General features: G+C 52.1%; 22 protein-coding genes. 11 read left to right on the top strand and 11 right to left on the bottom strand.

Features of this window, described 5'->3' with window-relative positions; genetic code table 11:
• A complete protein-coding gene (nirD, locus tag ACSBQN_RS14995) occupies window positions 1-336 on the top strand; it encodes a nitrite reductase small subunit NirD (RefSeq protein ID WP_214167843.1) in 336 nt (111 codons plus the stop codon).
• Between the two features lie 141 nt (window positions 337-477).
• On the opposite strand, the gene ACSBQN_RS15000 is transcribed toward nirD, so the two are convergent.
• From ACSBQN_RS15000 to cobA, 11 genes are all read right to left on the bottom strand, one after another.
• Complete coding sequence (locus ACSBQN_RS15000; protein ID WP_004236120.1) at window positions 478-1,773, bottom strand: dicarboxylate/amino acid:cation symporter; 1,296 nt, start codon at window positions 1,771-1,773, stop codon at window positions 478-480.
• A 232-nt stretch (window positions 1,774-2,005) separates the two neighbouring features.
• Entirely contained in the window at window positions 2,006-2,323 is a 318-nt protein-coding gene (locus ACSBQN_RS15005) for a DUF4387 domain-containing protein (RefSeq protein WP_004236121.1), read from the bottom strand.
• Window positions 2,320-3,693: an acyclic terpene utilization AtuA family protein gene (locus ACSBQN_RS15010; RefSeq protein ID WP_004239011.1), complete on the bottom strand. Its 1,374-nt coding sequence runs from the start codon at window positions 3,691-3,693 to the stop codon at window positions 2,320-2,322. The genes ACSBQN_RS15005 and ACSBQN_RS15010 overlap by 4 nt, the downstream gene beginning before the upstream one ends.
• A gap of 9 nt (window positions 3,694-3,702) precedes the next feature.
• Window positions 3,703-4,944: a methylaspartate ammonia-lyase gene (locus ACSBQN_RS15015; protein ID WP_004236123.1), complete on the bottom strand. Its 1,242-nt coding sequence runs from the start codon at window positions 4,942-4,944 to the stop codon at window positions 3,703-3,705.
• Window positions 4,944-6,389, bottom strand: coding sequence for a methylaspartate mutase subunit E (locus ACSBQN_RS15020; protein ID WP_024472813.1), 1,446 nt, complete (start codon window positions 6,387-6,389; stop codon window positions 4,944-4,946). Before ACSBQN_RS15020 ends, ACSBQN_RS15015 begins: the two co-directional genes overlap by 1 nt.
• A gap of 21 nt (window positions 6,390-6,410) precedes the next feature.
• A complete protein-coding gene (gene glmL / locus ACSBQN_RS15025; RefSeq protein WP_004236127.1) occupies window positions 6,411-7,802 on the bottom strand; it encodes a methylaspartate mutase accessory protein GlmL in 1,392 nt (463 codons plus the stop codon).
• A complete protein-coding gene (gene glmS, locus ACSBQN_RS15030; protein WP_024472814.1) occupies window positions 7,802-8,242 on the bottom strand; it encodes a methylaspartate mutase subunit S in 441 nt (146 codons plus the stop codon). Before glmS ends, glmL begins: the two co-directional genes overlap by 1 nt.
• Before the next feature lie 631 nt (window positions 8,243-8,873).
• Complete coding sequence (locus ACSBQN_RS15035; RefSeq protein ID WP_354632942.1) at window positions 8,874-9,602, bottom strand: precorrin-2 dehydrogenase/sirohydrochlorin ferrochelatase family protein; 729 nt, start codon at window positions 9,600-9,602, stop codon at window positions 8,874-8,876.
• 403 nt (window positions 9,603-10,005) lie between these two features.
• Entirely contained in the window at window positions 10,006-10,866 is an 861-nt protein-coding gene (locus tag ACSBQN_RS15040; protein ID WP_036413842.1) for a GHMP family kinase ATP-binding protein, read from the bottom strand.
• Window positions 10,859-11,941, bottom strand: coding sequence for a threonine-phosphate decarboxylase CobD (gene cobD, locus ACSBQN_RS15045; protein ID WP_262875770.1), 1,083 nt, complete (start codon window positions 11,939-11,941; stop codon window positions 10,859-10,861). Before cobD ends, ACSBQN_RS15040 begins: the two co-directional genes overlap by 8 nt.
• Before the next feature lie 63 nt (window positions 11,942-12,004).
• Window positions 12,005-12,790: a uroporphyrinogen-III C-methyltransferase gene (cobA, locus tag ACSBQN_RS15050; RefSeq protein WP_004236137.1), complete on the bottom strand. Its 786-nt coding sequence runs from the start codon at window positions 12,788-12,790 to the stop codon at window positions 12,005-12,007.
• 779 nt (window positions 12,791-13,569) lie between these two features.
• Here cobA and ACSBQN_RS15055 point away from each other — a divergent pair.
• Genes ACSBQN_RS15055 through ACSBQN_RS15100 form a run of 10 tightly spaced genes read left to right on the top strand, consistent with a single transcriptional unit; the run spans window position 13,570 to window position 22,205 of the window.
• Window positions 13,570-14,955: a cobyrinate a,c-diamide synthase gene (locus ACSBQN_RS15055; RefSeq protein ID WP_337137291.1), complete on the top strand. Its 1,386-nt coding sequence runs from the start codon at window positions 13,570-13,572 to the stop codon at window positions 14,953-14,955.
• Complete coding sequence (gene cbiB / locus ACSBQN_RS15060) at window positions 14,952-15,911, top strand: adenosylcobinamide-phosphate synthase CbiB (protein ID WP_337137290.1); 960 nt, start codon at window positions 14,952-14,954, stop codon at window positions 15,909-15,911. The genes ACSBQN_RS15055 and cbiB overlap by 4 nt, the downstream gene beginning before the upstream one ends.
• 9 nt (window positions 15,912-15,920) lie before the next feature.
• Entirely contained in the window at window positions 15,921-16,550 is a 630-nt protein-coding gene (locus ACSBQN_RS15065; protein WP_337137289.1) for a cobalt-precorrin-8 methylmutase, read from the top strand.
• Between the two features lie 2 nt (window positions 16,551-16,552).
• Complete coding sequence (gene cbiD / locus ACSBQN_RS15070) at window positions 16,553-17,710, top strand: cobalt-precorrin-5B (C(1))-methyltransferase CbiD (RefSeq protein ID WP_214177368.1); 1,158 nt, start codon at window positions 16,553-16,555, stop codon at window positions 17,708-17,710.
• Window positions 17,707-18,318, top strand: a complete 612-nt coding sequence (locus tag ACSBQN_RS15075; RefSeq protein WP_024472822.1) for a cobalt-precorrin-7 (C(5))-methyltransferase — start codon at window positions 17,707-17,709, stop codon at window positions 18,316-18,318. Before cbiD ends, ACSBQN_RS15075 begins: the two co-directional genes overlap by 4 nt.
• Window positions 18,318-18,887 (top strand): decarboxylating cobalt-precorrin-6B (C(15))-methyltransferase, encoded by a 570-nt coding sequence (locus ACSBQN_RS15080; RefSeq protein WP_337137288.1) that lies wholly within the window; start codon window positions 18,318-18,320, stop codon window positions 18,885-18,887. Before ACSBQN_RS15075 ends, ACSBQN_RS15080 begins: the two co-directional genes overlap by 1 nt.
• The gene (locus ACSBQN_RS15085) at window positions 18,880-19,659 is read left to right on the top strand and encodes a cobalt-precorrin-4 methyltransferase (RefSeq protein ID WP_024472824.1); all 780 of its coding nucleotides are present in this window, start codon (window positions 18,880-18,882) and stop codon (window positions 19,657-19,659) included. Before ACSBQN_RS15080 ends, ACSBQN_RS15085 begins: the two co-directional genes overlap by 8 nt.
• Window positions 19,634-20,701 carry a cobalt-precorrin 5A hydrolase gene (locus tag ACSBQN_RS15090; protein ID WP_004236152.1) on the top strand — a complete coding sequence of 356 codons (1,068 nt, stop codon included), beginning with the start codon at window positions 19,634-19,636 and terminating at the stop codon, window positions 20,699-20,701. The genes ACSBQN_RS15085 and ACSBQN_RS15090 overlap by 26 nt, the downstream gene beginning before the upstream one ends.
• Window positions 20,695-21,420 (top strand): precorrin-3B C(17)-methyltransferase, encoded by a 726-nt coding sequence (locus ACSBQN_RS15095; protein WP_024472826.1) that lies wholly within the window; start codon window positions 20,695-20,697, stop codon window positions 21,418-21,420. Before ACSBQN_RS15090 ends, ACSBQN_RS15095 begins: the two co-directional genes overlap by 7 nt.
• Entirely contained in the window at window positions 21,417-22,205 is a 789-nt protein-coding gene (locus ACSBQN_RS15100; protein WP_024472827.1) for a cobalt-precorrin-6A reductase, read from the top strand. The genes ACSBQN_RS15095 and ACSBQN_RS15100 overlap by 4 nt, the downstream gene beginning before the upstream one ends.
• Window positions 22,206-22,215 lie beyond the last annotated feature (10 nt).

Below are 22,215 nucleotides of genomic sequence, written 5' to 3' on the forward strand. Positions count from 1 at the left end.
ATGAGTCAATGGATTACGGTTTGTCGGGTCAGTGATATCACCCCGGGAACCGGCGTGTGTGCGCTGGTAAAGGGTGAACAGGTGGCGCTGTTCCGTCCTTATCCGGACGAGCGCATTTTTGCCCTGAGTAATATCGATCCCTTTGCGAAGGCCAGCGTGTTGTCGCGCGGCTTAATTGCAGAGCATGACGGCGCACTGTGGATTGTCAGCCCGCTGAAAAAACAGCGCTTCCGGCTGACGGACGGGTTATGTGCGGAAGACGCCGCATATTCCGTCGCTTCCTTTGCCGTTAAAGTGACCGATGGCACAGTGAGTGTTTCAGCCGTGCCGCAGTAACCCCATACAAAAAAAGCGCAAAATGACTGAGGGCATTTTGCGCTTAATACTTAGTACATAACACATAAAACTGATTTTTTATTGTTGCGCGGTATCTGTATCCCTTGTACCGCGCCTGTCTTGTTTATTCTGAACGACCGGTCAGGCTGACGTTGTGGCCTGTGCTACCGGAGGTTCAATAACTGCCTTTGGTTTTCCGCGGCAGCCTTCACCGTAGTGCTCACCTTCCCAGCGGCCGACGATAGCGGCACCGATGGCGTTACTCATTACGTTAGTGGCAGAGCGGCCCATGTCGAGGAACGGATCCACACCCATCAGCAGAATCAGACCCGCTTCCGGAATGTTGAACTGGTTCAGTGTCGCCGCGATAACCACCAGAGACGCACGCGGTACACCGGCCATCCCTTTCGATGTCAGCATCAGAATCAGCAGCATAGTAACCTGCTCACCCATAGACAGGGTGATATTACATGCCTGAGCGATAAAGATAACCGCGAATGAACAGTAAGCCATTGAACCGACGAGGTTAAAGGAGTAACCGATTGGCAGTACGAAACTGGCGATCTTGTTGGAAACACCGAACTCTTCCAGTTTTTCCAGCGTACCCGGGAATGCCGCTTCAGAACTTGATGTGGTGAATGCCAGCAGTGCAGGTTCAGTGATACCTTTGGTCAGACGGAAGATACAGCGGCCGACAACCACCGCAGCCAGACCAATCAGAATCACCCACAGCATCGCCAGTGTAAAGTAGAATTCACCCATGAAGATACCGGCGCTGACCAGAACACCCAGACCACGCTCTGCAATCATACCGGAGATAGCGGCAAACACTGTCAGTGGTGCGAACAGCATGACGTAACCGGTTAATTTCAGCATCAGGCTGACGAGGGATTCCAGCACATTCACAATCGGCAGGCCTTTCTCACCGATAGCGGAGAGACTGATACCCATAAAGATTGAGAATACAACGATCTGCAGAATTTCGTTACGCGCCATTGCATCAACGATACTGGTCGGAATCGCATGAGCAATAAAGGTTTTGAAGGAGAAAGGAACAGGTTCCACAATACCCTGAACCGCACCGGCAGTATCCGCAACGAAGTTAATACCTGCGCCCGGCTGGAACAGGTTAACAATAACCAGACCTAACAGGATTGAGATAAAGGATGCGCAGATAAATAAGAATAGTGTTTTGGAGAAAACACGACCTAACGTTTTCGCATCACCCATTTTCGCGATACCAACAACCAGTGTTGATATAATCAATGGAGCGATAATCATTTTAATCAGACGTAAGAAGATATCGGTAATAATGGAGATATCTTTTGCATAGACCTTATTAAATTCAGCAGATGCCATTTCATTAAAGCTGAAGCCGACAATCACACCGACAATAAGACCAATGACTATCCAAGTGGTTAAACTCTTCGATTTCATAATAATTCCATTCTGTGTTGGGTCGCATTTATTCTCAACTTACTTAATATCCTCTGAAATTTTATTTCAGTTATTTTTACCCAGCCTTCCGTGGCTTTAAATATTAAATAATTTTATACATCACACTGAGAAAAATGACGATTTCTGTTTCTGAAATCGATGTGGAGTGCGGGGAAACCCCGTACGCCACACCGAGTTGTCGTACTAATGAGATATTGAATGAGTGATATTGTTAAATATCAAATTCCATTTTTAATAAAGGCGCATGTTGCTGGGCACCATAAACATCGGTATCTCCGACAGCACCAGAAACAATATGTCTCGGCATTACAATTTTCACAGCATTCGCCGGGTCAAACCAGACAATATTATCGATAAAGTCAGGTTTCACACAATACAGACCAGCGACTAAGTCTTTATTAAATTGTTTTGAATTTTTTACCGCGGTATAAGTTTCTTTATCCTTGAATAAAATATCCATCACAATTTCATACGGACCGGAGTTTTTAGAACGCACAACTTTGGCTAATTCTAAAATTGACTTTTTCATTTCGCCACTCCTTCAGGTGTTACATTCTCCATACGGAATGTGAATTTAATATCCGGGGTGTATTCCATCAGATGATAGATGGAGAACTCATACACTTTACCGGCACGGATATCCGACGGAGAGAACGGGAAGGCTAAGTTGCCCGCGGTGGCGATACGGCCATCATACCCGTAGTGCAGCATAGTGGAACGTGCCAGGGAACAGATACTGTCTGCCTGCTCCTGGGTAGGAGCAACAACATCCAGTAAAATACCCAGCTCATAACTCTTGGTCACAGTTTCAGGTTCTGCGTCACCCATCACACCGTTTTTACCGTACAGATGGAAATTCATCTTCACGGTATCAGGGTCGATGCTGAGGTTTTTCTCAACACTTTTACGCACTTCCACCAGAATCTTATCCATACCGGCGATCATGATAGGGTCATGCGTACCGGCGATAGTGATGGTGCGGTAACCGACCGGACGTGCAGCTTCCAGTTTAACGGTATACGGTGTTGATACATGGCGTGAACCGGTTACACGAACCTGCCCGTTACCCAGATCTTCAAACTTACACTCTTTCAGATCCAGCACACCGCCCGGTCCCGGTAATACGTACGGGTTGGATTTCTCATACAGGGTGTGAGCCGCTGCTGAGGTGTCCGTAAACTTACGGATCGGGTTGAATGCTTTCAGGGTGAAACCGGTTTCGTCGATAATACCCATTGCACAGTCGGATCCGGAACCCGGGGTGGCTGCGATTGCCGCACACTCCAGAATCTTACCGCAGTGCAGTGCCAGACCTTCGTCGAACCCTTTCATAATCGGCAGAGCCGCGAAGCAGCAAGGGTCATATGAACGGCCGGCCAGAACAACCTGAGCACCGGCTGCCAGTGCTTCCTGGAATGGCTCGACACCCATCTGAGCAACGATATAGGTACTTTCGTCGATCACTTCATGCGTCAGTTCAGGCACGAACGCCAGCGGCGTGATTTTGCCTGCATCCAGCGCTTCGTGAACCGTTTTCTTCTCAACATCCGCAGGGATCAGGGCCATCTTGAATGACAGACCTTCTTCCTTTGCCAGTTCCAGAATGATTTCACGGCACCATTCCAGATGAGGCTGTGCACCTGAACCACCGGCAGTACCGATGACAACCGGAATATTGTTTTTTACACCGGCTTTCAGCATATAACGCAGGTCGCGTTTTACCCCGGCACGGTCGGTAAAGGCTTTACCGGAACCGAGGTAGTGAGGACCCGGGTCAGAAGACCCGGCGTCGACGGCGATAAGATCCGGCGATTCTTCCATCGCCTTCATAAAACTCTCTTCCGGAAATCCGTACCCCAGGATGGCAGTAGGGGACAGGATTTTAAATGTCCTGGACATAATGCTTCCTTATGCTTTTGCTTTCAGTACAGCCAGTGTGCGGTTCATTTCGTTATGAACAATGTTCATACCTTCATCGAAGCCCATACCCGGCTTGATCAGCATACGCATCGGACGTGTCGCAATCGCGATATGCACACAGGTACGCGCACTGACGTCGGTTTCGTTACAGGTACCGCCCTGGTATGCTTCCATACCGTGTTTCTGGCAGTACAGCACCGCGTCAGCGATGTTGTGAACAGAACCCAGGTCAGGGGTTTTGATCTGAACCATGTCACAGCAGCCGGCATCCGTGAAGTCGATGATGTCCTGACAGGTGTTACACCATTCGTCAGCAACGATTTTGACTTTGGAACCCAGTTTTTTCAGGTGATCCATAATGCCTTTCATCAGGCGGATCTGGTCTGGTTTGTTACCTGCGTCAACCGGACCTTCGATGTACAGTTCCAGATCACCGGCCTGCTCCTGCAGACTTGCGATGTACTCTGCGCAACGAATCGGATCTTTATCGAAAATTAAACCGATGGTGCCGTAAACGTCGATGTGCAGAGACGGTTTGTAAGTGTCTTCTGTACGTAATTCAACGATACGCTTGGCCAGCCACTCAACATAAGCGCGCAGTTTTTCACCCTGACGGCCCAGTTTTTCATCCACGTTGTTGATAAGGCCGTGCGGCAGAACGTCAACGTGTTTAAGGATCATTTTGTCCACTGCGTTGTAGCGGTCATCACCACTCTGACCGAACAGAGGGATTGGCTCAGCCACAACCGGCAGATGCCACTCGTCGCACACAACTTCAGCTTTCAGACGGTTGCTTGCCAGCGCGGTGGCGTCCAGCAGAGCCTGGGACAGACCATAACGGATAGCGGTATGCAGTTGTTTGCCTTCCACTTTCAGTTCATCGAAGAACTTCGCGTTGTTGCGGAATTCACTGACATCACGGCCTTCCAGCAGCGGTTTGATGTGTTTTTCCAGGAACGGAATGAAGTTTTCCGCCAGGAATAACGGGTCACGACCACCCGCACCGGAGTACTGAACCGCAGCACAGTCACCCATTGCCACTGAACCGTTTTCCAGGATTAACTGGACTGACACACACTCACCTGCCTGACGCACTGCGGTAAAGCCCGGAGTGACCGGCTTACCGGTGTAAACGAAACCGTCGTGACCTGCGCCGTCTTTGATAGCCTGCTGGTCGTCAAAATAGAAGGATGAGTTACCCGCCGTGAACAATGCCTGTTTAATTTTCATTATGGTCTTCCTACTAATTTACTGTGAGATACTGCGTTAATATCATCAATAATCATCTGGAATGAAGCTTCACGACCCTCTTCGCGGGCACGCTCAGCAACGAAATCATGGTGCATGGACAGAACGTCATCCGGCAGCGGAACCGCGCCTGCGTCGAACACACGGATTGCACCGTTGTTGTCGCGGATAGGCATCATCTTGCCGGAGTTACACATCGCAGGAGCGAACGGAATATCCAGAACACCGGCTTCGAATGCGCGGACAGTACCGACTGCAATGTCGCCGTTACCCAGTTCAAGGACTTTCTTCATCACTGCGCGGACTTCGCGTTTAATCAGTTCCACTTCCAGATCCACGTCTTTGCACGGCGGGAATTTCTGGTCGCGGACCATGTTCAGCATCTGGTTGGAGGCACGCAGACCCTGGCAGTTCGCTTCCGCAGTCGGGATACCGAATGCTTCATGCGGAGACTTGGTGATTACTTTGGTTGCACCGGACATACCGGCAACCGCCGCACCCCAGGAGATAACTGCTGCCGCACGGGATTCATCTTCAGGGAAACCGCCCATCCACTGGTGGAATACGGTACTCAGCTCATAATCTTCGTAGCCGTAAGCGCGGAAGTATTCATGAGACAGTTCACGCAGGGAGCGGATTGCCGCGATATCCTGCACTAAGTTACCGACCTGGCCGTAACCGACGGTGATGGATTTAACGCCCTGCTCCAGCGCCACCAGACCTTCGATGATTGCCACAGTGTGGGAAATGAATGGCGGGATCAGCGTACCGGTTAACGGACCGAATGGCTCGCGGTTGATACGGATACCGTTTTCTTCATATAAACCGATTACGCGGTCGCAGTACTGCCAGTCACGGATAGATTTTTCCAGGGTGACGCGTTTTGCGTAAGGGATGTTATAGGAGATACCGCCGCCTTCGTAACTGGTGAAACCACTCGCCATGGAGATTTCACACAGCAGACGTGCATCCGGAGTCCCGTGACGGATCTGCAGTGGTTTATCCAGGGATTCAGTGATGTGACGGCAGGCTGCAACACCGTGGTTAACCACCGGCAGGCCGTTCAGTTTAGAGGTACCGGCTTCAACAGATTTCTGAATACCGACTGCCGCTTCTTCATAACGGTTCAGACGGGTATACGCATCGATAGTGGTCGGCAGCAGGTCACACTCTTTCTGCAGTTTTTTCAGCAGCTCGATGTGCTCTTCGATTAAAGCAACACCTGCACGCGGCTGGCTTAATGTGATGCCGTCGCGGTCAGCTTCGAATAATTTTTTGGCAAAATTTTTATCTTCAGAGATAGTCGACTGATATTTGACGCCATCTTCAAAGTTTTCCACGTCTTTCCCTGTCACCCAGGTCTTTAATACGTCTTTGCGCTCGGCCATGAAGTCGTCGATTGCAATTTTTTTATTCTTCAGTTCCATTTAATGGCTCCAATAATCTTGCTATCTGGTCAAAATCTGCACGCCGGTCTGAGCTGCTGCTTTCGGATACCGGCAGGCGACGTTGGCTAACAGAGGAAATAACCCTTGTGAATCCCGGTAGTACTCAAATTCGTCCGGCAGCAGAATCTGACGGCCTTTGTTATCGAATTTGCGGTACCGCATATACTGTTTAATGTCAAAATCAGCTGTCCGCGACAACCAGCCGCCGGTACCGATGATTTTGCTGACCCGTGATAAATCACGGCCAATCTGTAAATCCACCGTACCTGCACAGGTAGTCACCTGCTGTTTTGTGCCCGCATGGCGTTCAGTTCCCAGTGCGACACAAATACCGGCTAACAGATGGTCATAAACACGTTCTTCGTCCGTCTGAGGCAGATAATCAGGGTGCTCATTGACATAACGGGTGTAGCGGTAAAAGGCATCCAGCTGCTCCGGATGATTCACAAACTGCGCTTCGGCTAACTCGCGGCCTGCCTCACCGGCGATCACCGCCGATACACGCATGCCAAGGTCACCTTCCACAGTCCGTTTCACTTTCGGCTCCGGAATCCCGTGTAAAATGGTATCCGGCAGTAAGCTGTTGTTGCAGGACGAATAAATATCCGTCGTTGCGCCACCCATATCCATCAGCACAAACTCTTCCCAGCCGGGAACGTTGTCACGGATTTGCTGTACTAACTCAAAGACAGAGAATGGTGTCGGACGCGGCTCTTCACCGGTCTGTTCAACAATGACGTCCAGTCCCTTGCCCTTCACAATCTTTTTCAGAAAAATGTCACAGATAGCTTTACGCGCATCAAACGGGTTCGGACTATCCAGACTCGGTAAAATGTTGTTAACGACAGTCAGTTCTTTATGGCCGAGGATCTCAGCAATATCGTCCTGAATATCACGGTTACCCGCATAAATGATGGAGCAGTTCAGATCGGATTCCGCCAGCATTTTCGCGTTTTGTAATCCGTATCCGACGTCACCGCCATCCGTCCCGCCGGTGAACAGGAAAATATCCGGGGGTGTCTGTTCGAGTTTGCGGATATCAGTCCGGTTGAGCTTGTACGCAAAGTGCTGAGACACTTTTGCGCCCGCTGAGTGAGCAGTGACTTTTGCTGACTCAAGGGTAATTGTCGGAACCAGACCCAGTGCCGCTACCGCTAACCCGCCTTTGGCGGAAGAGGAATAGTTAATGTTAACTTTCCCGGCTTCCAGTAAAGGACGCGCATCGGACACATTGAGGATTTTATTCAGTACAGTGAAAAATCCGTCTGCCAGATGATCAATCGTCGTGGGGGTCAGGGCATAATTCTTTAATTCAATATGATCATCACTTCCCACGTCGAACACGGCACCTTTTGTCCAGGTTGAACCGATATCTATCGAGACGTTGATCATTACGCGGTCATTCCTTCTTTGCGGGCCGGGCTTTTTTCGATATCTTTTTGCATGATATCGCAGACGTATTCCAGGTCTGTGCTCGGGAAGAACACGCGGTTAAAGCCCATGTCGCTGAATTTTTTCTCGATTTCAGCCGGTTCCTGTTTACCGATAACCAGGTTACCGCCGACATACAGCAGAATTTCGCCCAGACCACGTTCGATGCAGCGCTCACGCATACCTAAACAGTCCACTTCGCCGTGACCGTAAATAGAGGAAACAACGATTGCCTGTGCGCCGGTTTCAATAGCGGCGTCGATATATTCGTCCTGGCTGACCATGACACCCAGGTTAATCACATTAAAATTATGCTGGGAAAACACGCGATCTAAAACTTTGTTACCGACGGCATGGCAATCGGCACCAATTACACCAATAACAATGGTAGGCTTCTGCATGATATACCTCTAAATAAACTGAATGTTCGGAATTAAAGTTAAAACAAAACCGGTTAAATCCGTTTGGCATTAATTAAGAAAGTATCTAAGTACAAATTAGGTATTCATCCCTATTTAATTCCTTAACTTTCCACTGATGATAATGTGCAATTCAGGGGATTTAAAAACAATTGATATAAAGTAAGGATATCTTGCAAAAACGGAATGGTTTTCGGTGGGGGATAAAACACGATGCAGATCACACTTAAATTCCATTTAAAATCATGAAGATACCATCAAAAACAACAAACAAAAACTTTAATTAACAATTATTTAAACCTAATGATAAATAAATCAATCCTGATTTTGTGATCGTTGTTATATTATTAAATTCACCGTAAATAGCAATTAATTTTTAATGTTTAAACTATATTTTATAGTATATTCTACATGAATATATTTTGATAAAAAATGACGAAATAGTGTGACGAACATCTTATTAAATTATGCAACGGAATGCCAAATAGAAATAAAAAAACAAATGATACATAAAAGTAAATGATTTATTATTAATATGATAATAACACTGTCTTATTTTTGTTATTCTATAGCTGAAATAAGCTATTCAGCTCACATAATTACCCCGGAACCACTATTTTGGTGCCGGGGTTTTATTTTTTGAGCGGGTTCCGTGCTCTTCGGTAAACTGAGCCAGCAGGTAATTGAGGTAGTCAGTCAGCAGTTCCTCGTCTTCCAGCGGCAGGAGTTGTTCCAGAGCGGTGTCGGTAAAAAATTTCTGCCAGAACAGCCGTTTGGCATCGCGGGAAGCATTGGTGGCTTTTACCTGCTCACGCAGCCGTGCGGCGGCACGCAGTTTCACAGGAGCATCCGCCGGAATCGCCTGCATAACACGGTGTTTCAGAAACTGTGTATAGACCGGGTTTCCGCCGCAGGTCAGCGCGACCTGAACCGGCGGGACATCAATGGTGGCCGGGGAGATAAATGAGGCACTTTCCGGCGCATCAGTGACGTTACAGAAGCAGTGGCGGGCATTGGCCTGTTCCAGTACCTGCTGATTCACCTCCGGTGAATCCGTCGCGGCAAAAGCCAGCCAGCAGCCCTGCGGCCACAGTACAGCATCAAAGTCCGCTTCTGTCAGCGTCAGATGCGGGTTTCCCGCCAGAGCGGTGAGGTCGCCGTGGAACCAGCGTGCAATGACGGTGACATGCGCCCCGGCCTGTAACAGTGTCCGGCATTTATGGGCGGCAACTTCCCCGCCCCCCACGACCAGACAGGTCTTTCCCTGTAAATCACAAAACAGCGGATAACGCAGCATAGTGTCTCCTTTGCGGACAGCGTCAGAATCAGTTGTCTGAATCATATCCTGCCCGTTACCGGGACGCAGCAAAGTGGCGCGTACTTTGTGGGGCAGCGCGTTAAATTAAGGGGGAATGTTCAGCACCGGAGCCGGGCTGATAACCGGCAAAACGAAAAGTCGCTGTGAACACCTCTCTGTGCGCTCAGGCGCGTCATCCATGACGCGCATGCTTTTCGTCTCTCTGCCGGTTATCTGCCTTTTACTTTGGCATGATGAAAACCGTGGATATTCAATATCATTCCACAGGAGTCAGGACGTTAAATAAAAAGAGACTCAGGAGTCATCCGCTAAATTATTCAATTTGCAGCAAGGCGGCAAACGAAAGAAACCGGGGAGCATACACCAGTATGTGACCCGGTCAGCTGAATGAAGCCAACACAGCCACAGGCTGAAGGATGATGAGTATTTAGCGGACCCCGCCACGGGCCATGCTCACCTCATGCACCTGAGGGTAGAATCTGTCCAGCTGATGCCGCTGGATCCAGTCATAAATAAAATCTTTATCGTGCAGGGTATCATCATAGATAAGCCCGGCGACGCTGCCGCTGTGGGCGACATTCAGACCGTAAATCTTTCCTTTATCTGCAAGGGCATGCAGCTCGCTGAAGCCGGGTTTGGGCAGCAGATCCTGGCTGGCGATCGCACTCAGAGTGGCCGCTTCGCCCAGGCGCTGCGGATCCTGCTGTTCACAGGCGGTGGTCAACAATTTCCAGGCCTGAGCCAGCAGAGGTTCCCGCGCCAGCAGTGTGGCCCGGCGGTCGCGTTTGTGGAAATCTTCTGTCAGTACCACTTCAGGACTTTCCAGCAGCAGCAATTTCAGATCCGGCGACCAACCGAGTGATATTTGCGTCTGTGCCGTCTGGTGGTCAAACAGTGTCAGGGAGGAAAAGAGAGTGCTGTCTGTCGGTTCAACCGCCACACACAGTTCTGCGAGGGTTTCCGGTGACAATTCGTGGCCGTAAAAACGCGCGGTCGCCTGGGCGGTAGCGGCAATATCCGCCGTGCTGCTCGCCAGCCCTTTACCGACGGGGATGGTGGATTCATATTCAATCCTCAGCATACCGGTGGCTTCCGGCACAATATCCAGGTGTTTCAGTACCCGCTCGAGCATCTGCCGCATGCGGGGCCGTTCCAGCCCCAGCGGAACGCCCTCTTCCACCGAGACATAGCTGTACCAGTTGATGGGGCAGGAAACCAGTTTTTCGCCCCCGAGGATCCATCCCTGCAACAATTCTCCGCAGGATGCCGGACAATGTGCCTCAGCCATGTTGAAATACCTGTTTTAATGCGCCGATAAGATGGCGATTTTCCGCCTGACTGCGGACCGCGATCCGGTAATAAGAGCCATCCAGCCCCGGGTAGTTCTGACAGCGGCGGATCAGCAGCTTATATTTCAGCAGAGCGGACTGGAGCTCCACGCCGTTCAGGCAGCGGATAAAGATATAGTTTGCTGCCGGCTGCCGGATTTTCAGCAGCGGAAACTGCCGTAGTTCATTGCACAGGTATTCCCGCTGGGCAGCAATAAACTCCTGTGTTTTGCGGATGTATGCTTCATCATCCAGCAGCACCTCCCCCACCAGCGCGGCCAGGCCATTAATAGTCCACGGCTCACGCCAGGCTTTCAGATTACTGATGATGTGGCTGTCACCGCACAACAGATAGCCGAGGCGCAGACCGGGAATGGCAAAGAATTTTGTCAGCGACCGCAGCAGATAAAGGTAGCGGGTTTCCGGCAGACGCGCTGTCAGCGGTGATCCTTCCGGCATAAAATCAATAAACGCTTCATCGACAATCAGATGAATATGGCGGGATTCGCACAGAGACACCAGTTTATATAACAGCGCGGTATCCGGCATCAGGCCGGTCGGGTTATTCGGTGTGGCGATAAACACACAGTCCGGACGGCGGGCTTCAATATCCGCCAGCAGGGATTCATCCGGCTGGAAATCATTCTCTTCCGTCAGCGGGTGTTCAATGATATCGCAGCCCTGCTGTTCCAGTGCTCTGCGGTATTCGGCAAATCCGGGGGTTAACAGTAATGCACTGTGGGGATTGAGATGGCGCACCAGCGCGTAAATCAGTTCCGTCTCCCCGTTACCGGCAATGACCTGACCCAGCTCACAGCCGGCGCCTTTGGCCAGTGCGGCATGCAGATAGCGGTATTCAATATCCGGGTAGCGTTCAATAACTGACAGGTTATCGCGGATGATGGCTTTAACCCTCTCGGGCGGCCCCAGCGGGTTAATATTGGCACTGAAATCGAAGATAGATGCGGGTGAGATGCCGAGGAGCTCAGCCACCTCTACCACATTACCACCGTGTTCGCTCATAGCCTCCTCCAAATGTAAGGGCTGCACACAGTATCACCTGCATACAGCCGGATGCTTATTATTTTAAGGATAATACTATGACGCAGCTTCTAATGGGGCTTCCTGCGTAATATCAATTTGTGTGGCGGCAAATGCCAGAATCTGGTGCAGATTCACCACATTACCGACGACGATCAGTGCCGGCGGATGCAATTTATGACGTGCAGCCTCTTCCGGTAAGGTGGCGAGGGTGGCAGTAACCACCTGCTGGCGCTGCTGGCTGGCATACATGACCACGGCAGCCGGGGTATCCGGTGATTTTCCGCCGTCGATCAGGAGCTGACTGATTTCGGCCAGACGTGTCATCCCCATCAGAATCACCAGTGTGCCGTTAAGGGCAGCGAGTGCATTCCAGTTCTGCGGCTCATTCCCCTGACACATATGGCCGGTGACCACATGGAAGCTTGATGCGTGATCGCGGTGAGTCACCGGGATCCCCGCATACGCCAGCCCGCCGATGGAGGAACTGATGCCCGGGATAACCTCGAAATCGAGGCCGTTTTCGGCCAGAGATTCCGCTTCTTCGCCGCCGCGGCCGAACACATACGGATCCCCGCCTTTCAGGCGCACCACATTTTTGCCTTCTGCAGCATATTTCACCAGGATGGCATTGATTTCTTCCTGCGGCACCGGATGGTGATTCGGTGTTTTACCGACATTGATGATTTTGCAGTCCGCCGGTGCACAGGCGATCAGCTCAGGATTGACAAGACGGTCATGCACCAGCACTTCGGCATGACGTATACAGTGAAGTCCCTTTACGGTAATTAATGATGCATCTCCGGGTCCGGCTCCGACCAGCCATACTTTACCTTTGCTCATTTTATTGCCTTATCAATCAGATTAATCAACATGAAAAAATCACATCATTTTATTCGTTATGCACGACACCTGGTGGTGATAAAAAATACTATTTATTAATGATGTTTTGTAGTTGGACAGCAGTATTAATTACCCGTGAACTTTATTCTTTGATCTATTCACGATAAATGCGTAATAAAGACAATTCTGTTTAATATTTTGTATTATTAAATAATCACAGGAAAAAATATATGACTAATATCCCAATAATACGTTCACGTAACGGAAGAGTTCATGAAAAAAAATCAAGTAGATCATGAACTTTCAAGCAACTGAAATAAATGGATTTTTACATTCACCTCATAAAAACAGGTTATTATAATCAACAAATGAGCCCCTATTTTTGAAATTACCATTAACAAATAATAAAAACAAGATCATTTAATTAACATATTTGCATATGTTTATAAAAATAAAATAGTTGCATTTTATTCATCTTGATCACAAATCAAGTATTTATGTGAAGAAACTCACAAACTGTAATAAGCAGATATATAAAAGCAGCATTTTATGTTTTATTAAACCCGAATATAAATAGCCGTAAAAAAATCACTATATCAAAAATCGGCAATGTTAATTAAATGATCATTACATTTTCGTGTCGCTGTTCAGCAATATTCCGTGTTGCTTATGATCATGAAAATAAAAAGACAGTTCACTGGGTTAATTTATTTAACCTTTTTTTGCTTTCCTGGTATCAGGACGTTTTTTTGGCAACAACACCGTGTCAAAGGTAGCGTATGAATAAGGCACAAAAACAGGTCTTCGTAATCGCGGGCACCAGCAGCGGCTGCGGAAAAACCACCATCACCCTCGGGATCATGCGGGCACTCAGTGCACGCGGATTACGTGTCCAGCCCTGCAAAGTCGGCCCTGATTACCTCGACAGCAGCTGGCATACCGCCGTCACCGGCGTGCCTTCCCGTAACCTGGATGCCTTTATGCTGCCGGAGTCCGTTCTGACCCCGCAGTTCCGTCATTATATGCAGGACAAAGACGCCGGTGTGATTGAGGGCGTGATGGGCCTGTATGATGGCTTCGGTACTGATCCCCACTATTGCAGCACTGCCGCGATGGCAAAACAGCTGAACTGCCCGGTGATTATGCTGGTCGACGGCAAAGCGGTTTCCACCTCAATTGCCGCCACGGTGATGGGATTTCAGCATTTTGATCCGTCACTGAATATCGCCGGGGTGCTGATTAACCGGGTTAACAGTGACAGCCATTTTCAGCTTCTGAAACACGCGATTGAACATTACTGCCATGTGCCGGTGATCGGCTACGTTCCGGTGATGAGTGATATTGAACTCCCTTCCCGTCACCTGGGACTGATCCCGCCGCAGGAGCAGGCACAGCAGACTGAACGCTGGCAGCGCCTGGCCGATCAGATAGAAAAAACTGTTGATGTGGATAAGCTGCTTTCCCTGACACACTGGCAGGCACCGGCAGACAGCACACCAATACAGCTCGCCACACCGGGTGCCGGGCGCGGGCTGACTGTCGCCGTGGCGGATGATGCCGCCTTTAACTTCTACTATCCTGATAATCTCGATTTACTGCGTCAGAGCGGCGCTGAGATTGTCACATTCAGCCCGCTCAATGACAGCACCCTGCCGGATCCGTGCCATATGATTTACATCGGCGGCGGTTATCCGGAAATCTATGCTGAGAAACTTTCATCTAACACGGCTATGAGGGACGCACTGCTGACGGCGCATCAGCGCGGTATTCCTGTTTATGCGGAGTGCGGCGGATTGATGTATCTCGGTGAAACCCTGACAGACAGCAACGGCAACACCTTCCCGATGACCGGCATCATTGCCGGACACAGCACCATGGGTAACCGTCTGAAACGCTTTGGTTACTGTGAAGGTACCGCACTGACAGACACTACGCTGGTTTGTGCCGGTGAACGCCTGCGCGGCCACGAGTTTCATTATTCTGATTTTGAGACTGATCTGCCGCCTGCTTTTGAGTTTATCAAAGAGCGCGACGGCGAAATCCTCAAACGCTGGCGCGGCGGTTATCAGGTCGGAAATACCTTTGCCGGATATCTGCATGTGCATTTTGCCCGGCGTCCGGGGTTATTGGATCACTGGTTTGCCCTGGCACGGAGTGTGTTATGACGTTGCTCAGCTGGCTGGCCGCTTTCCTGCTCGACTGGCGCCTCGGTGACCCGGAGCACTGGCCACACCCGATCCGCTGGATTGGCAACGCCATCCGCAAGACCGAAGGCATGATCCGCCGCCGCTGTCAGAGCGGTGCGGCACTGCGCCGTGGCGGAGCCGTGCTGTGGATTGTGATCGTCGGCGGCACCTGGGCGGTTAGTTACGGCGTGCTGGCACTGGCGTTTTATCTGGAAACCAGTCTCGGCTGGCTCGTCACTGTCTGGATGACCTACACCGTCCTTGCCACCCGCTGTTTGCAGGATGCGGCAATGCGGGTGTATGACGCACTGAAAGCAGATGATCTGGCTGAGAGCCGTGAAAAATTATCATGGATCGTCGGGCGTGATACCCGGGAGCTGACACCGCCGCAAATCACCCGCGCGGTAACCGAAACGGTTGCGGAAAACACCACAGACGGCGTGATAGCCCCGCTGTTCTTCTTATTACTGGGTGGTGCGCCGCTGGCGATGGCCTATAAAGCGGTGAATACCCTTGACTCGATGGTCGGCTATAAAAATGAAAAGTACGGCGATATCGGGATGTTTTCCGCCCGTGCGGATGATGTCGCCAACTATATCCCGGCGCGTCTGAGCTGGCTGCTGTTCACCTTCGCCGCCTTTGTTCTGAAATACCGTTACCGTGAGGCTTTCCGCACCGGGTTACGTGATCACGCCAATCACCGCAGCCCGAACAGCGGCTGGTCCGAAGCGACCGTCGCCGGCGCACTCGGTGTGCAGCTGGGCGGGCCGAATACCTATTTCGGTCAGCTGGTGGATAAACCGTGGATCGGTGACAACACCCGCGACATCAATGCAGACGATATTCTCAGCACCATCCGGCTGATGTGGGTTGCCTCCGCCGCCGCACTGGCGCTGTTCGCCGTCATTCATCTTCTGGCACAGTGGATTTTGTAAGGGAAAAATATGAGTTACATACAGCAGCCGCAGGAAATCGAAAAAAACAGTTTTCTGATCATTGATGACATTATCCGCGAAACACGGCCGGAATACCGTTTCGTCAGTGATGATCACGCGGCAATTATCAAACGCGCTATCCATACCACTGCCGATTTTGACTGGCTGGATATCCTGCATTTTTCTGACGGTGTGATTGAAATCCTCCGTGACGGCATTATGCGCGGCTGCACTATTTATACCGATACCACCATGGCGCTGTCCGGGATCAACAAAACCCGCCTGACGAAATACGGCTCAGAGTGCCGCTGCTATGTCAGCGACCCGCGTGTGGTCGCTGCCGCCAAAGAGCAGCAGATGACCCGCTCTATGGCCGCCGTGGATATCGCCATGCAGGAGCCGGGTGAGAAAATTTTTGTCTTCGGCAATGCCCCGACCGCTCTGTTCCGCGTGCTGGAACACGCAGAAAAACCGGTTGCCGTTGTCGGCGTGCCGGTCGGTTTTGTCGGCGCGGCAGAATCCAAAGATGCGCTGGCGGAAAGTTCACTGCCGTGTATCGCCGCGCTCGGCCGCAAAGGCGGCAGTAACGTGGCCGCCGCGATTATCAACGCCATCCTTTACCGGATGCCGGAGGCGTAATCATGACGCAGGAAAACACCACAGTACCTGACGATAACGGCACCGGCGTCGTCTGGCACAAAGGCAAGGCACTGCGCAAGGGGTATACCACCGGCTCCTGTGCCACCGCTGCCGCCAAAGTGGCGGCGCTGATGGTGTTGCGTCAGGAAGTGATTCAGCAGGTTTCGATTGTCACACCGTCCGGCGTGACGCTGAACCTGAATGTGGAAGATCCGCTGATTTGCGGACAATCCGCCACTGCCGCTATCCGCAAAGATGGCGGCGACGATATTGATGCCACCCACGGCATGCTGATTTTCGCCCGTGTCGCGGTTAATGACAGCGGCATTATCACCCTGGACGGCGGCGAAGGTGTCGGCCGGGTGACGAAGGTCGGCGTTGGTCTGCCTATCGGTGACGCGGCGATCAACAAAACCCCGCGTCAGACTATTGAAGCGGCGGTCCGCGAAGTCATCGGCCCGAACCGGGGGGCGGATATCACCATTTTTGCCCCGGAAGGGGAAGAGCGGGCGAAGAAAACCTATAACGGCCGTCTCGGTATTCTCGGCGGAATTTCCGTTATCGGCACCAGCGGCATTGTCACGCCGATGTCGGAAGAGAGCTGGAAACGCTCCCTCTCCATCGAGCTGGAAATGAAACGCGCCCAGGGCATGACCCGCGTTTTCCTGGTGCCGGGTAACCACGGCGAACGGTTTGTCAGCGAACAGCTCGGGCTGGACGGCACGTATGTCGTCACTATGAGTAACTTTGTCGGCTATATGCTGCAGGAAGCCACACGACTGAAGTTTGAGCAGGTGGTGATCCTCGGGCACTTCGGCAAACTGGTCAAAATCGCGGCAGGCATTTTCCACACCCACAGCCATATTGCGGATGCGCGGATGGAAACCCTGATCGCCAATCTCGCCCTAATCGGCGCCCCGCTCTCTTTATTACAGGAAGTGGACGGCTGCACCACCACCGAAGCGGCGATTGAACTGATTAACGCACAAGGCTGGCAGGCGGTCTATCCGCGGATCGCGGAAAAAATCTGTGACCGGATTAATCAGATGCTGCGTTTCTCCGATGAGCCGCCGCACTGTGATGCCATTCTGTTCTCGTTTGATAATCAGGTGCTGGGGACCAACCGGCCGCTCAGCGCCATAACGGAGGGATTCCGATGATTTATGTGACAGGCGTGGGCCCCGGCTCAGAAGCGTATCTGACCCGGCGGGCAGCGGATGTGATTTCCGGGGCGGATATTTTAATCGGCGGTCAGCGCCATCTGGATGAATTTGCCGGGCTGACCACCGAAACCCGTGTCATTGATGCGGATATCAGCGGCCTGATGCACTGGATAGCAGAGCGTCTTGATCGCCGCATTGTTATTCTGGCTTCCGGTGATCCGATGTTTTTCGGCATCGGCAAACGCATCAGCGAAACCTTCGCGCCGGAGCAGGTTCAGATAGTGCCGGGCATCAGTTCCGTACAATACCTGTGTTCCCGGGCGGGAATGGATATGAATGATATTTATCTCACCAGCAGCCACAACCGCAGCCCGGATTTTGACTGGCTGCTCGCCCATGAGCGTATCGGTATGGTGACGGACAGTAAGATCGGCCCGAAAGAAATTGCCGCCGAAATCCTTCAGCGCGGCCAGACCCGGCGGATGATCATCGGAGAAAACCTCTCCGGCCGTAATGAACGGATCACTATCCTCAATGCGGACGATGTCAGCGGGGATTACGACATGAATGTGGTGTTAATTGATAAACAAGGCAGTGTGGCCTGATGAAAGACGAACTGTTTCTGCGCGGACAACAGATCCCGATGACCAAAGAGCCGGTACGGGCACTCGCCCTGTCACGGCTGGATTTACAGGGTGCGCAGTGCCTGATTGATGTGGGTGCGGGCACCGGCAGTGTTTCAATTGAAGCGGCACTCAGCCACCCGGCGCTTGAGATTATTGCCATCGAGAAAAAACCGGAAGCCATTGCGCTTATCAAAGAGAACTGCCGTCACTTCCGCTGCCCGCAGATCCGCGTGATTGACGCATATGCGCCGGTGGAACTGGCTGAAAAAGCAGATGCCGTGTTTGTCGGCGGTACCGGCGGAAATCTCACGGAGATTATCGACTGGTCTCTCGATCATCTGCACAGCGACGGCACCCTGGTGATGACCTTTATCCTGCTGGATAACCTGACACAAGCCATTGCGCACCTGAAACAGTGTGCGGTGAGCGAACTGGACTGCTGTGAATTACAGGCCGGAAATATGACCGCGCTCGGACACAGTTATTATTTTAAACCGAATAATCCTACCTATCTTATTTCCTGCCGTAAGGAGGCGCGTTGTGGCTGAACAGTTTGACCGTCAGAAAGTCTGGTTTGTCGGAGCCGGTCCCGGGGATATCAGTCTTATCACCCTGAAAGGCTACCGTATTTTACAACAGGCTGACATCGTCATTTATGCCGGTTCGCTTATCAATACTGATCTGCTGGACTACTGCAAAGACGGCGTCGAAAGCTACGACAGCGCCGCCATGACCCTCGACGACATCATCACCGTGATGGTTGACGGCGTGAAAAGCCACAAACTGGTGGTGCGTCTGCAAACCGGCGACCTCTCCCTGTACGGCTCTATCCGTGAACAGGGCGAAGTGCTGGCAGAACACAATATCGGCTTCAGCGCGATCCCGGGCGTCAGTTCCTTCCTCGGTGCCGCAGCCGAACTGGGTGTGGAATACACCGTACCGGAAGTGTCCCAGAGCCTGATTATCACCCGTATCGAAGGGCGCACACCGATGCCGCCGAAAGAGAGTCTGCGCAGCTTTGCCGCTCACCAGACCTCAATGGCGATTTTCCTGTCAGTTCAGGATATCAAAGGCGTGGTGGAGCAACTGACCGAAGGCGGTTATCCGGAAACCACCCCGGTTGCCGTGGTATATAAGGCGACCTGGCCGGATTGTCAGGTGCTGCGCAGCACACTGGCGGAAATCACCGTCGCCGTGCGCGAAGCAAAAATCCGCAAAACCGCACTGATTCTGGTCGGTCCGTTCCTCGGCGACGAGTATCACTATTCAAAACTGTATGATGCAGGCTTCAGCCATGAGTACCGCAAAGCCTCGCGGTAAGCGCATTGCGCTGTTTTGCCTGACACCGGGCGGCAAAGCGCTGGCGGAAAAAATCCGCCCGCTGCTGCCGGTGACCTGTTACACCAGCGAAAAACTGGTGTCGGATGGCTTTGAGCCGTTCCGTGACGGCTTTGCCGCCACCTTACAGCAGGCATTTGCAGAGAATGACGCCCTGATTGTCATCGGCGCGACCGGCATTACCGTACGGGTACTGGCACCGGTGATTCAGGACAAAATGAGTGACCCGGCCGTGATCGTGATGGATGAGAAAGGACAGCATGTGATCAGTCTGCTCTCCGGCCATCTCGGCGGTGCCAATGAGCTGGCCACCTGGCTGGCGGGCCGGATCGGCGGACAGGCGGTGATCACCACCGCAACCGATGTCAATCAGGTCACCAGTTTTGATCTGCTGGCGCAGGAGATGAATGCCACGTTCACCGATTTCCGCGCCACCGTCAAAACCCTGAACCAGATGATGGTCAGCGGGGATCGTATCGGCATCTGGTGGCATCCTGATATGGCGGCGGAGCAGGATAAATATGCCTTACCGGGGCTTATCCCGGTGGCGGATCTGCGCACTCTGCCGGAACTGGATGCGCTGGTGTGTGTCAGTTACCGCCGCGAGGAAGTTATGCTGCCGGTGCCGGTGTATAAACTGATCCCGCGCCGGATTATTGCCGGTATGGGCTGCCGCAGAGATACCGGGGCAGACGAGGTTCAGCAGCTGTTTGCTGAACAGCTGGCTGAGAACAATCTGCTGCCGGAAGCCGTCCGCGCTATCGGCAGTATTACCCTGAAAGCACAGGAGCCCGCCCTGCTGGCGCTCGCTGCCCGCTATCAGGTGCCGTTTACCGTATTCAGTGCTGAGGAGCTTGCCCCTGTGGCGGCACAGTTCCCCGAATCAGAATTTGTTAAAAAAACCACGGGTGTCGGGAGTGTATCCCGGCCGGTCGCCTGGCTGATGAGCAAAGGCTGTCTGATAGGGCAAACCTGTAAGACCCGGGGGATCACCATTACGTTAGGAGCAGAAACAGTATGTTAACCGTTATAGGCATTGGCCCCGGCAGTGAAGCCATGATGACCGAAGAAGCCGTCACCGCACTGAAAGAAGCGGAAGTGGTCGTCGGGTATAAAACCTATACCCATCTGGTGAAACCTCTGGTGGGCGACAAAGAAGTGATCAAAACCGGCATGCGCAAAGAGATCGAACGCTGCCATCTGGCCATTGAGCTTGCACAGGAAGGGAAAAACGTCGCGATGGTGTGCAGCGGTGACGCCGGGATTTACGGCATGGCCGGGCTTATCCTCGAAATCGTCACCAAAGAGAAGCGCGATATTCAGGTGCGTGTGGTACCGGGTATTACCGCCAGTATCGCCGCCGCGTCTCTGCTCGGTGCGCCACTGATGCACGACTTCTGCCATATCAGCCTGAGCGACCTGCTCACGCCGTGGGAGGTGATTGAGAAACGCATCAAAGCCGCCGCCGAAGCCGATTTTGTTATCTGTTTCTATAATCCGCGCAGCCTGGGCCGCGAAGGTCATCTGGCCCGTGCCTTTGAACTGATGGCACCGTTCAAAGCCGCCACCACCCCGATCGGCGTGGTAAAAGCTGCTGCCCGTAAGAAAGAAGAGAAATGGATCACCACCTTCGGTGAGATGGAATATGACCGTGTGGACATGACCAGCCTGGTGATTGTCGGCAATAAATCCACCTATATCAGTGATGACCTGATGATCACACCACGGGGATACAAACTGTGAATGACGGCAGACTGCTGATTTTCGGCGGGACCAGTGATGCCCGCCTGCTTTGTGAGCGCCTAGATGCACAGGGGGTCCGTTACCGGCTCTCGGTCGCCACCGCCGCAGGCCGTCAGCAGGCAGCCGGATTACAGGGTGAGATCCGGGAAGGCCGGATGGATGCACAGGCGATGGCGGAATACTGCCGCTGTCACGGGATCCGCCTGCTGGCGGATCTCTCGCATCCTTACGCCGCCGTGCTCAGCGACACTATTTTGCAGGTGCAGCGTGAGCTGGGTATTCCGCTGGTGCGTTATAACCGCCCGAGTGATATTGACGCGGTTGATAACCCACTGATTTACAAAACGGACTCCATTGACAATGCCTGTGAGATTGCCATGACACTCGGTCAGCGGATTTTGCTGACAACCGGCAGCAAACAGTTGGCGGATTATATTGCCCGTCTGCCGGGAAAAACCGTGCTGGCGCGGGTACTGCCGACACAGGAGGTGCTGGCGCAGTGCGAATCTTACGGGATGACCATTGACCAGATTTTTGCCCTCAAAGGGCCGTTTTCGGCGGAGTTTAATGAAGCGTTTTACCGCTACTGCGGTGCGGATGTGGTGATCACCAAAGAGTCCGGCACACAGGGCGGATTCAGTGAGAAAGTCGCCCCCTGTCTGGCACTGGGAATTCCCTGCATTGTCGTGGTACGCCCGCAGACCCGGGTGTCCGGTGATGTGACTGAATTGCAGGATCTTTGCGGGGTAGAGCAGTATCTGACATCCCGTTTTTCTGTCTGTTGATTTACTGAGG

Origin of the sequence: Morganella sp. B601 (assembly GCF_051172335.1) — a bacterium.
GTDB classification, from domain to species: Bacteria; Pseudomonadota; Gammaproteobacteria; order Enterobacterales; family Enterobacteriaceae; genus Morganella; species Morganella morganii.

Coding starts and splice junctions, on each gene's coding strand:
- glmL (WP_004236127.1), bottom strand. CDS start 7,802: ATGATCAACGTCTCGATAGATATCGGTTCAACCTGGACAAAAGGTGCC.
- ACSBQN_RS15015 (WP_004236123.1), bottom strand. CDS start 4,944: ATGAAAATTAAACAGGCATTGTTCACGGCGGGTAACTCATCCTTCTAT.
- cbiB (WP_337137290.1), top strand. CDS start 14,952: ATGACGTTGCTCAGCTGGCTGGCCGCTTTCCTGCTCGACTGGCGCCTC.
- ACSBQN_RS15020 (WP_024472813.1), bottom strand. CDS start 6,389: ATGGAACTGAAGAATAAAAAAATTGCAATCGACGACTTCATGGCCGAG.
- ACSBQN_RS15010 (WP_004239011.1), bottom strand. CDS start 3,693: ATGTCCAGGACATTTAAAATCCTGTCCCCTACTGCCATCCTGGGGTAC.
- ACSBQN_RS15095 (WP_024472826.1), top strand. CDS start 20,695: ATGTTAACCGTTATAGGCATTGGCCCCGGCAGTGAAGCCATGATGACC.
- ACSBQN_RS15000 (WP_004236120.1), bottom strand. CDS start 1,773: ATGAAATCGAAGAGTTTAACCACTTGGATAGTCATTGGTCTTATTGTC.
- ACSBQN_RS15075 (WP_024472822.1), top strand. CDS start 17,707: ATGATTTATGTGACAGGCGTGGGCCCCGGCTCAGAAGCGTATCTGACC.
- ACSBQN_RS15080 (WP_337137288.1), top strand. CDS start 18,318: ATGAAAGACGAACTGTTTCTGCGCGGACAACAGATCCCGATGACCAAA.
- ACSBQN_RS15090 (WP_004236152.1), top strand. CDS start 19,634: ATGAGTACCGCAAAGCCTCGCGGTAAGCGCATTGCGCTGTTTTGCCTG.
- ACSBQN_RS15040 (WP_036413842.1), bottom strand. CDS start 10,866: ATGGCTGAGGCACATTGTCCGGCATCCTGCGGAGAATTGTTGCAGGGA.
- cobA (WP_004236137.1), bottom strand. CDS start 12,790: ATGAGCAAAGGTAAAGTATGGCTGGTCGGAGCCGGACCCGGAGATGCA.
- cbiD (WP_214177368.1), top strand. CDS start 16,553: ATGACGCAGGAAAACACCACAGTACCTGACGATAACGGCACCGGCGTC.
- ACSBQN_RS15055 (WP_337137291.1), top strand. CDS start 13,570: ATGAATAAGGCACAAAAACAGGTCTTCGTAATCGCGGGCACCAGCAGC.
- ACSBQN_RS15065 (WP_337137289.1), top strand. CDS start 15,921: ATGAGTTACATACAGCAGCCGCAGGAAATCGAAAAAAACAGTTTTCTG.
- ACSBQN_RS15035 (WP_354632942.1), bottom strand. CDS start 9,602: ATGATTCAGACAACTGATTCTGACGCTGTCCGCAAAGGAGACACTATG.
- ACSBQN_RS15005 (WP_004236121.1), bottom strand. CDS start 2,323: ATGAAAAAGTCAATTTTAGAATTAGCCAAAGTTGTGCGTTCTAAAAAC.
- nirD (WP_214167843.1), top strand. CDS start 1: ATGAGTCAATGGATTACGGTTTGTCGGGTCAGTGATATCACCCCGGGA.
- glmS (WP_024472814.1), bottom strand. CDS start 8,242: ATGCAGAAGCCTACCATTGTTATTGGTGTAATTGGTGCCGATTGCCAT.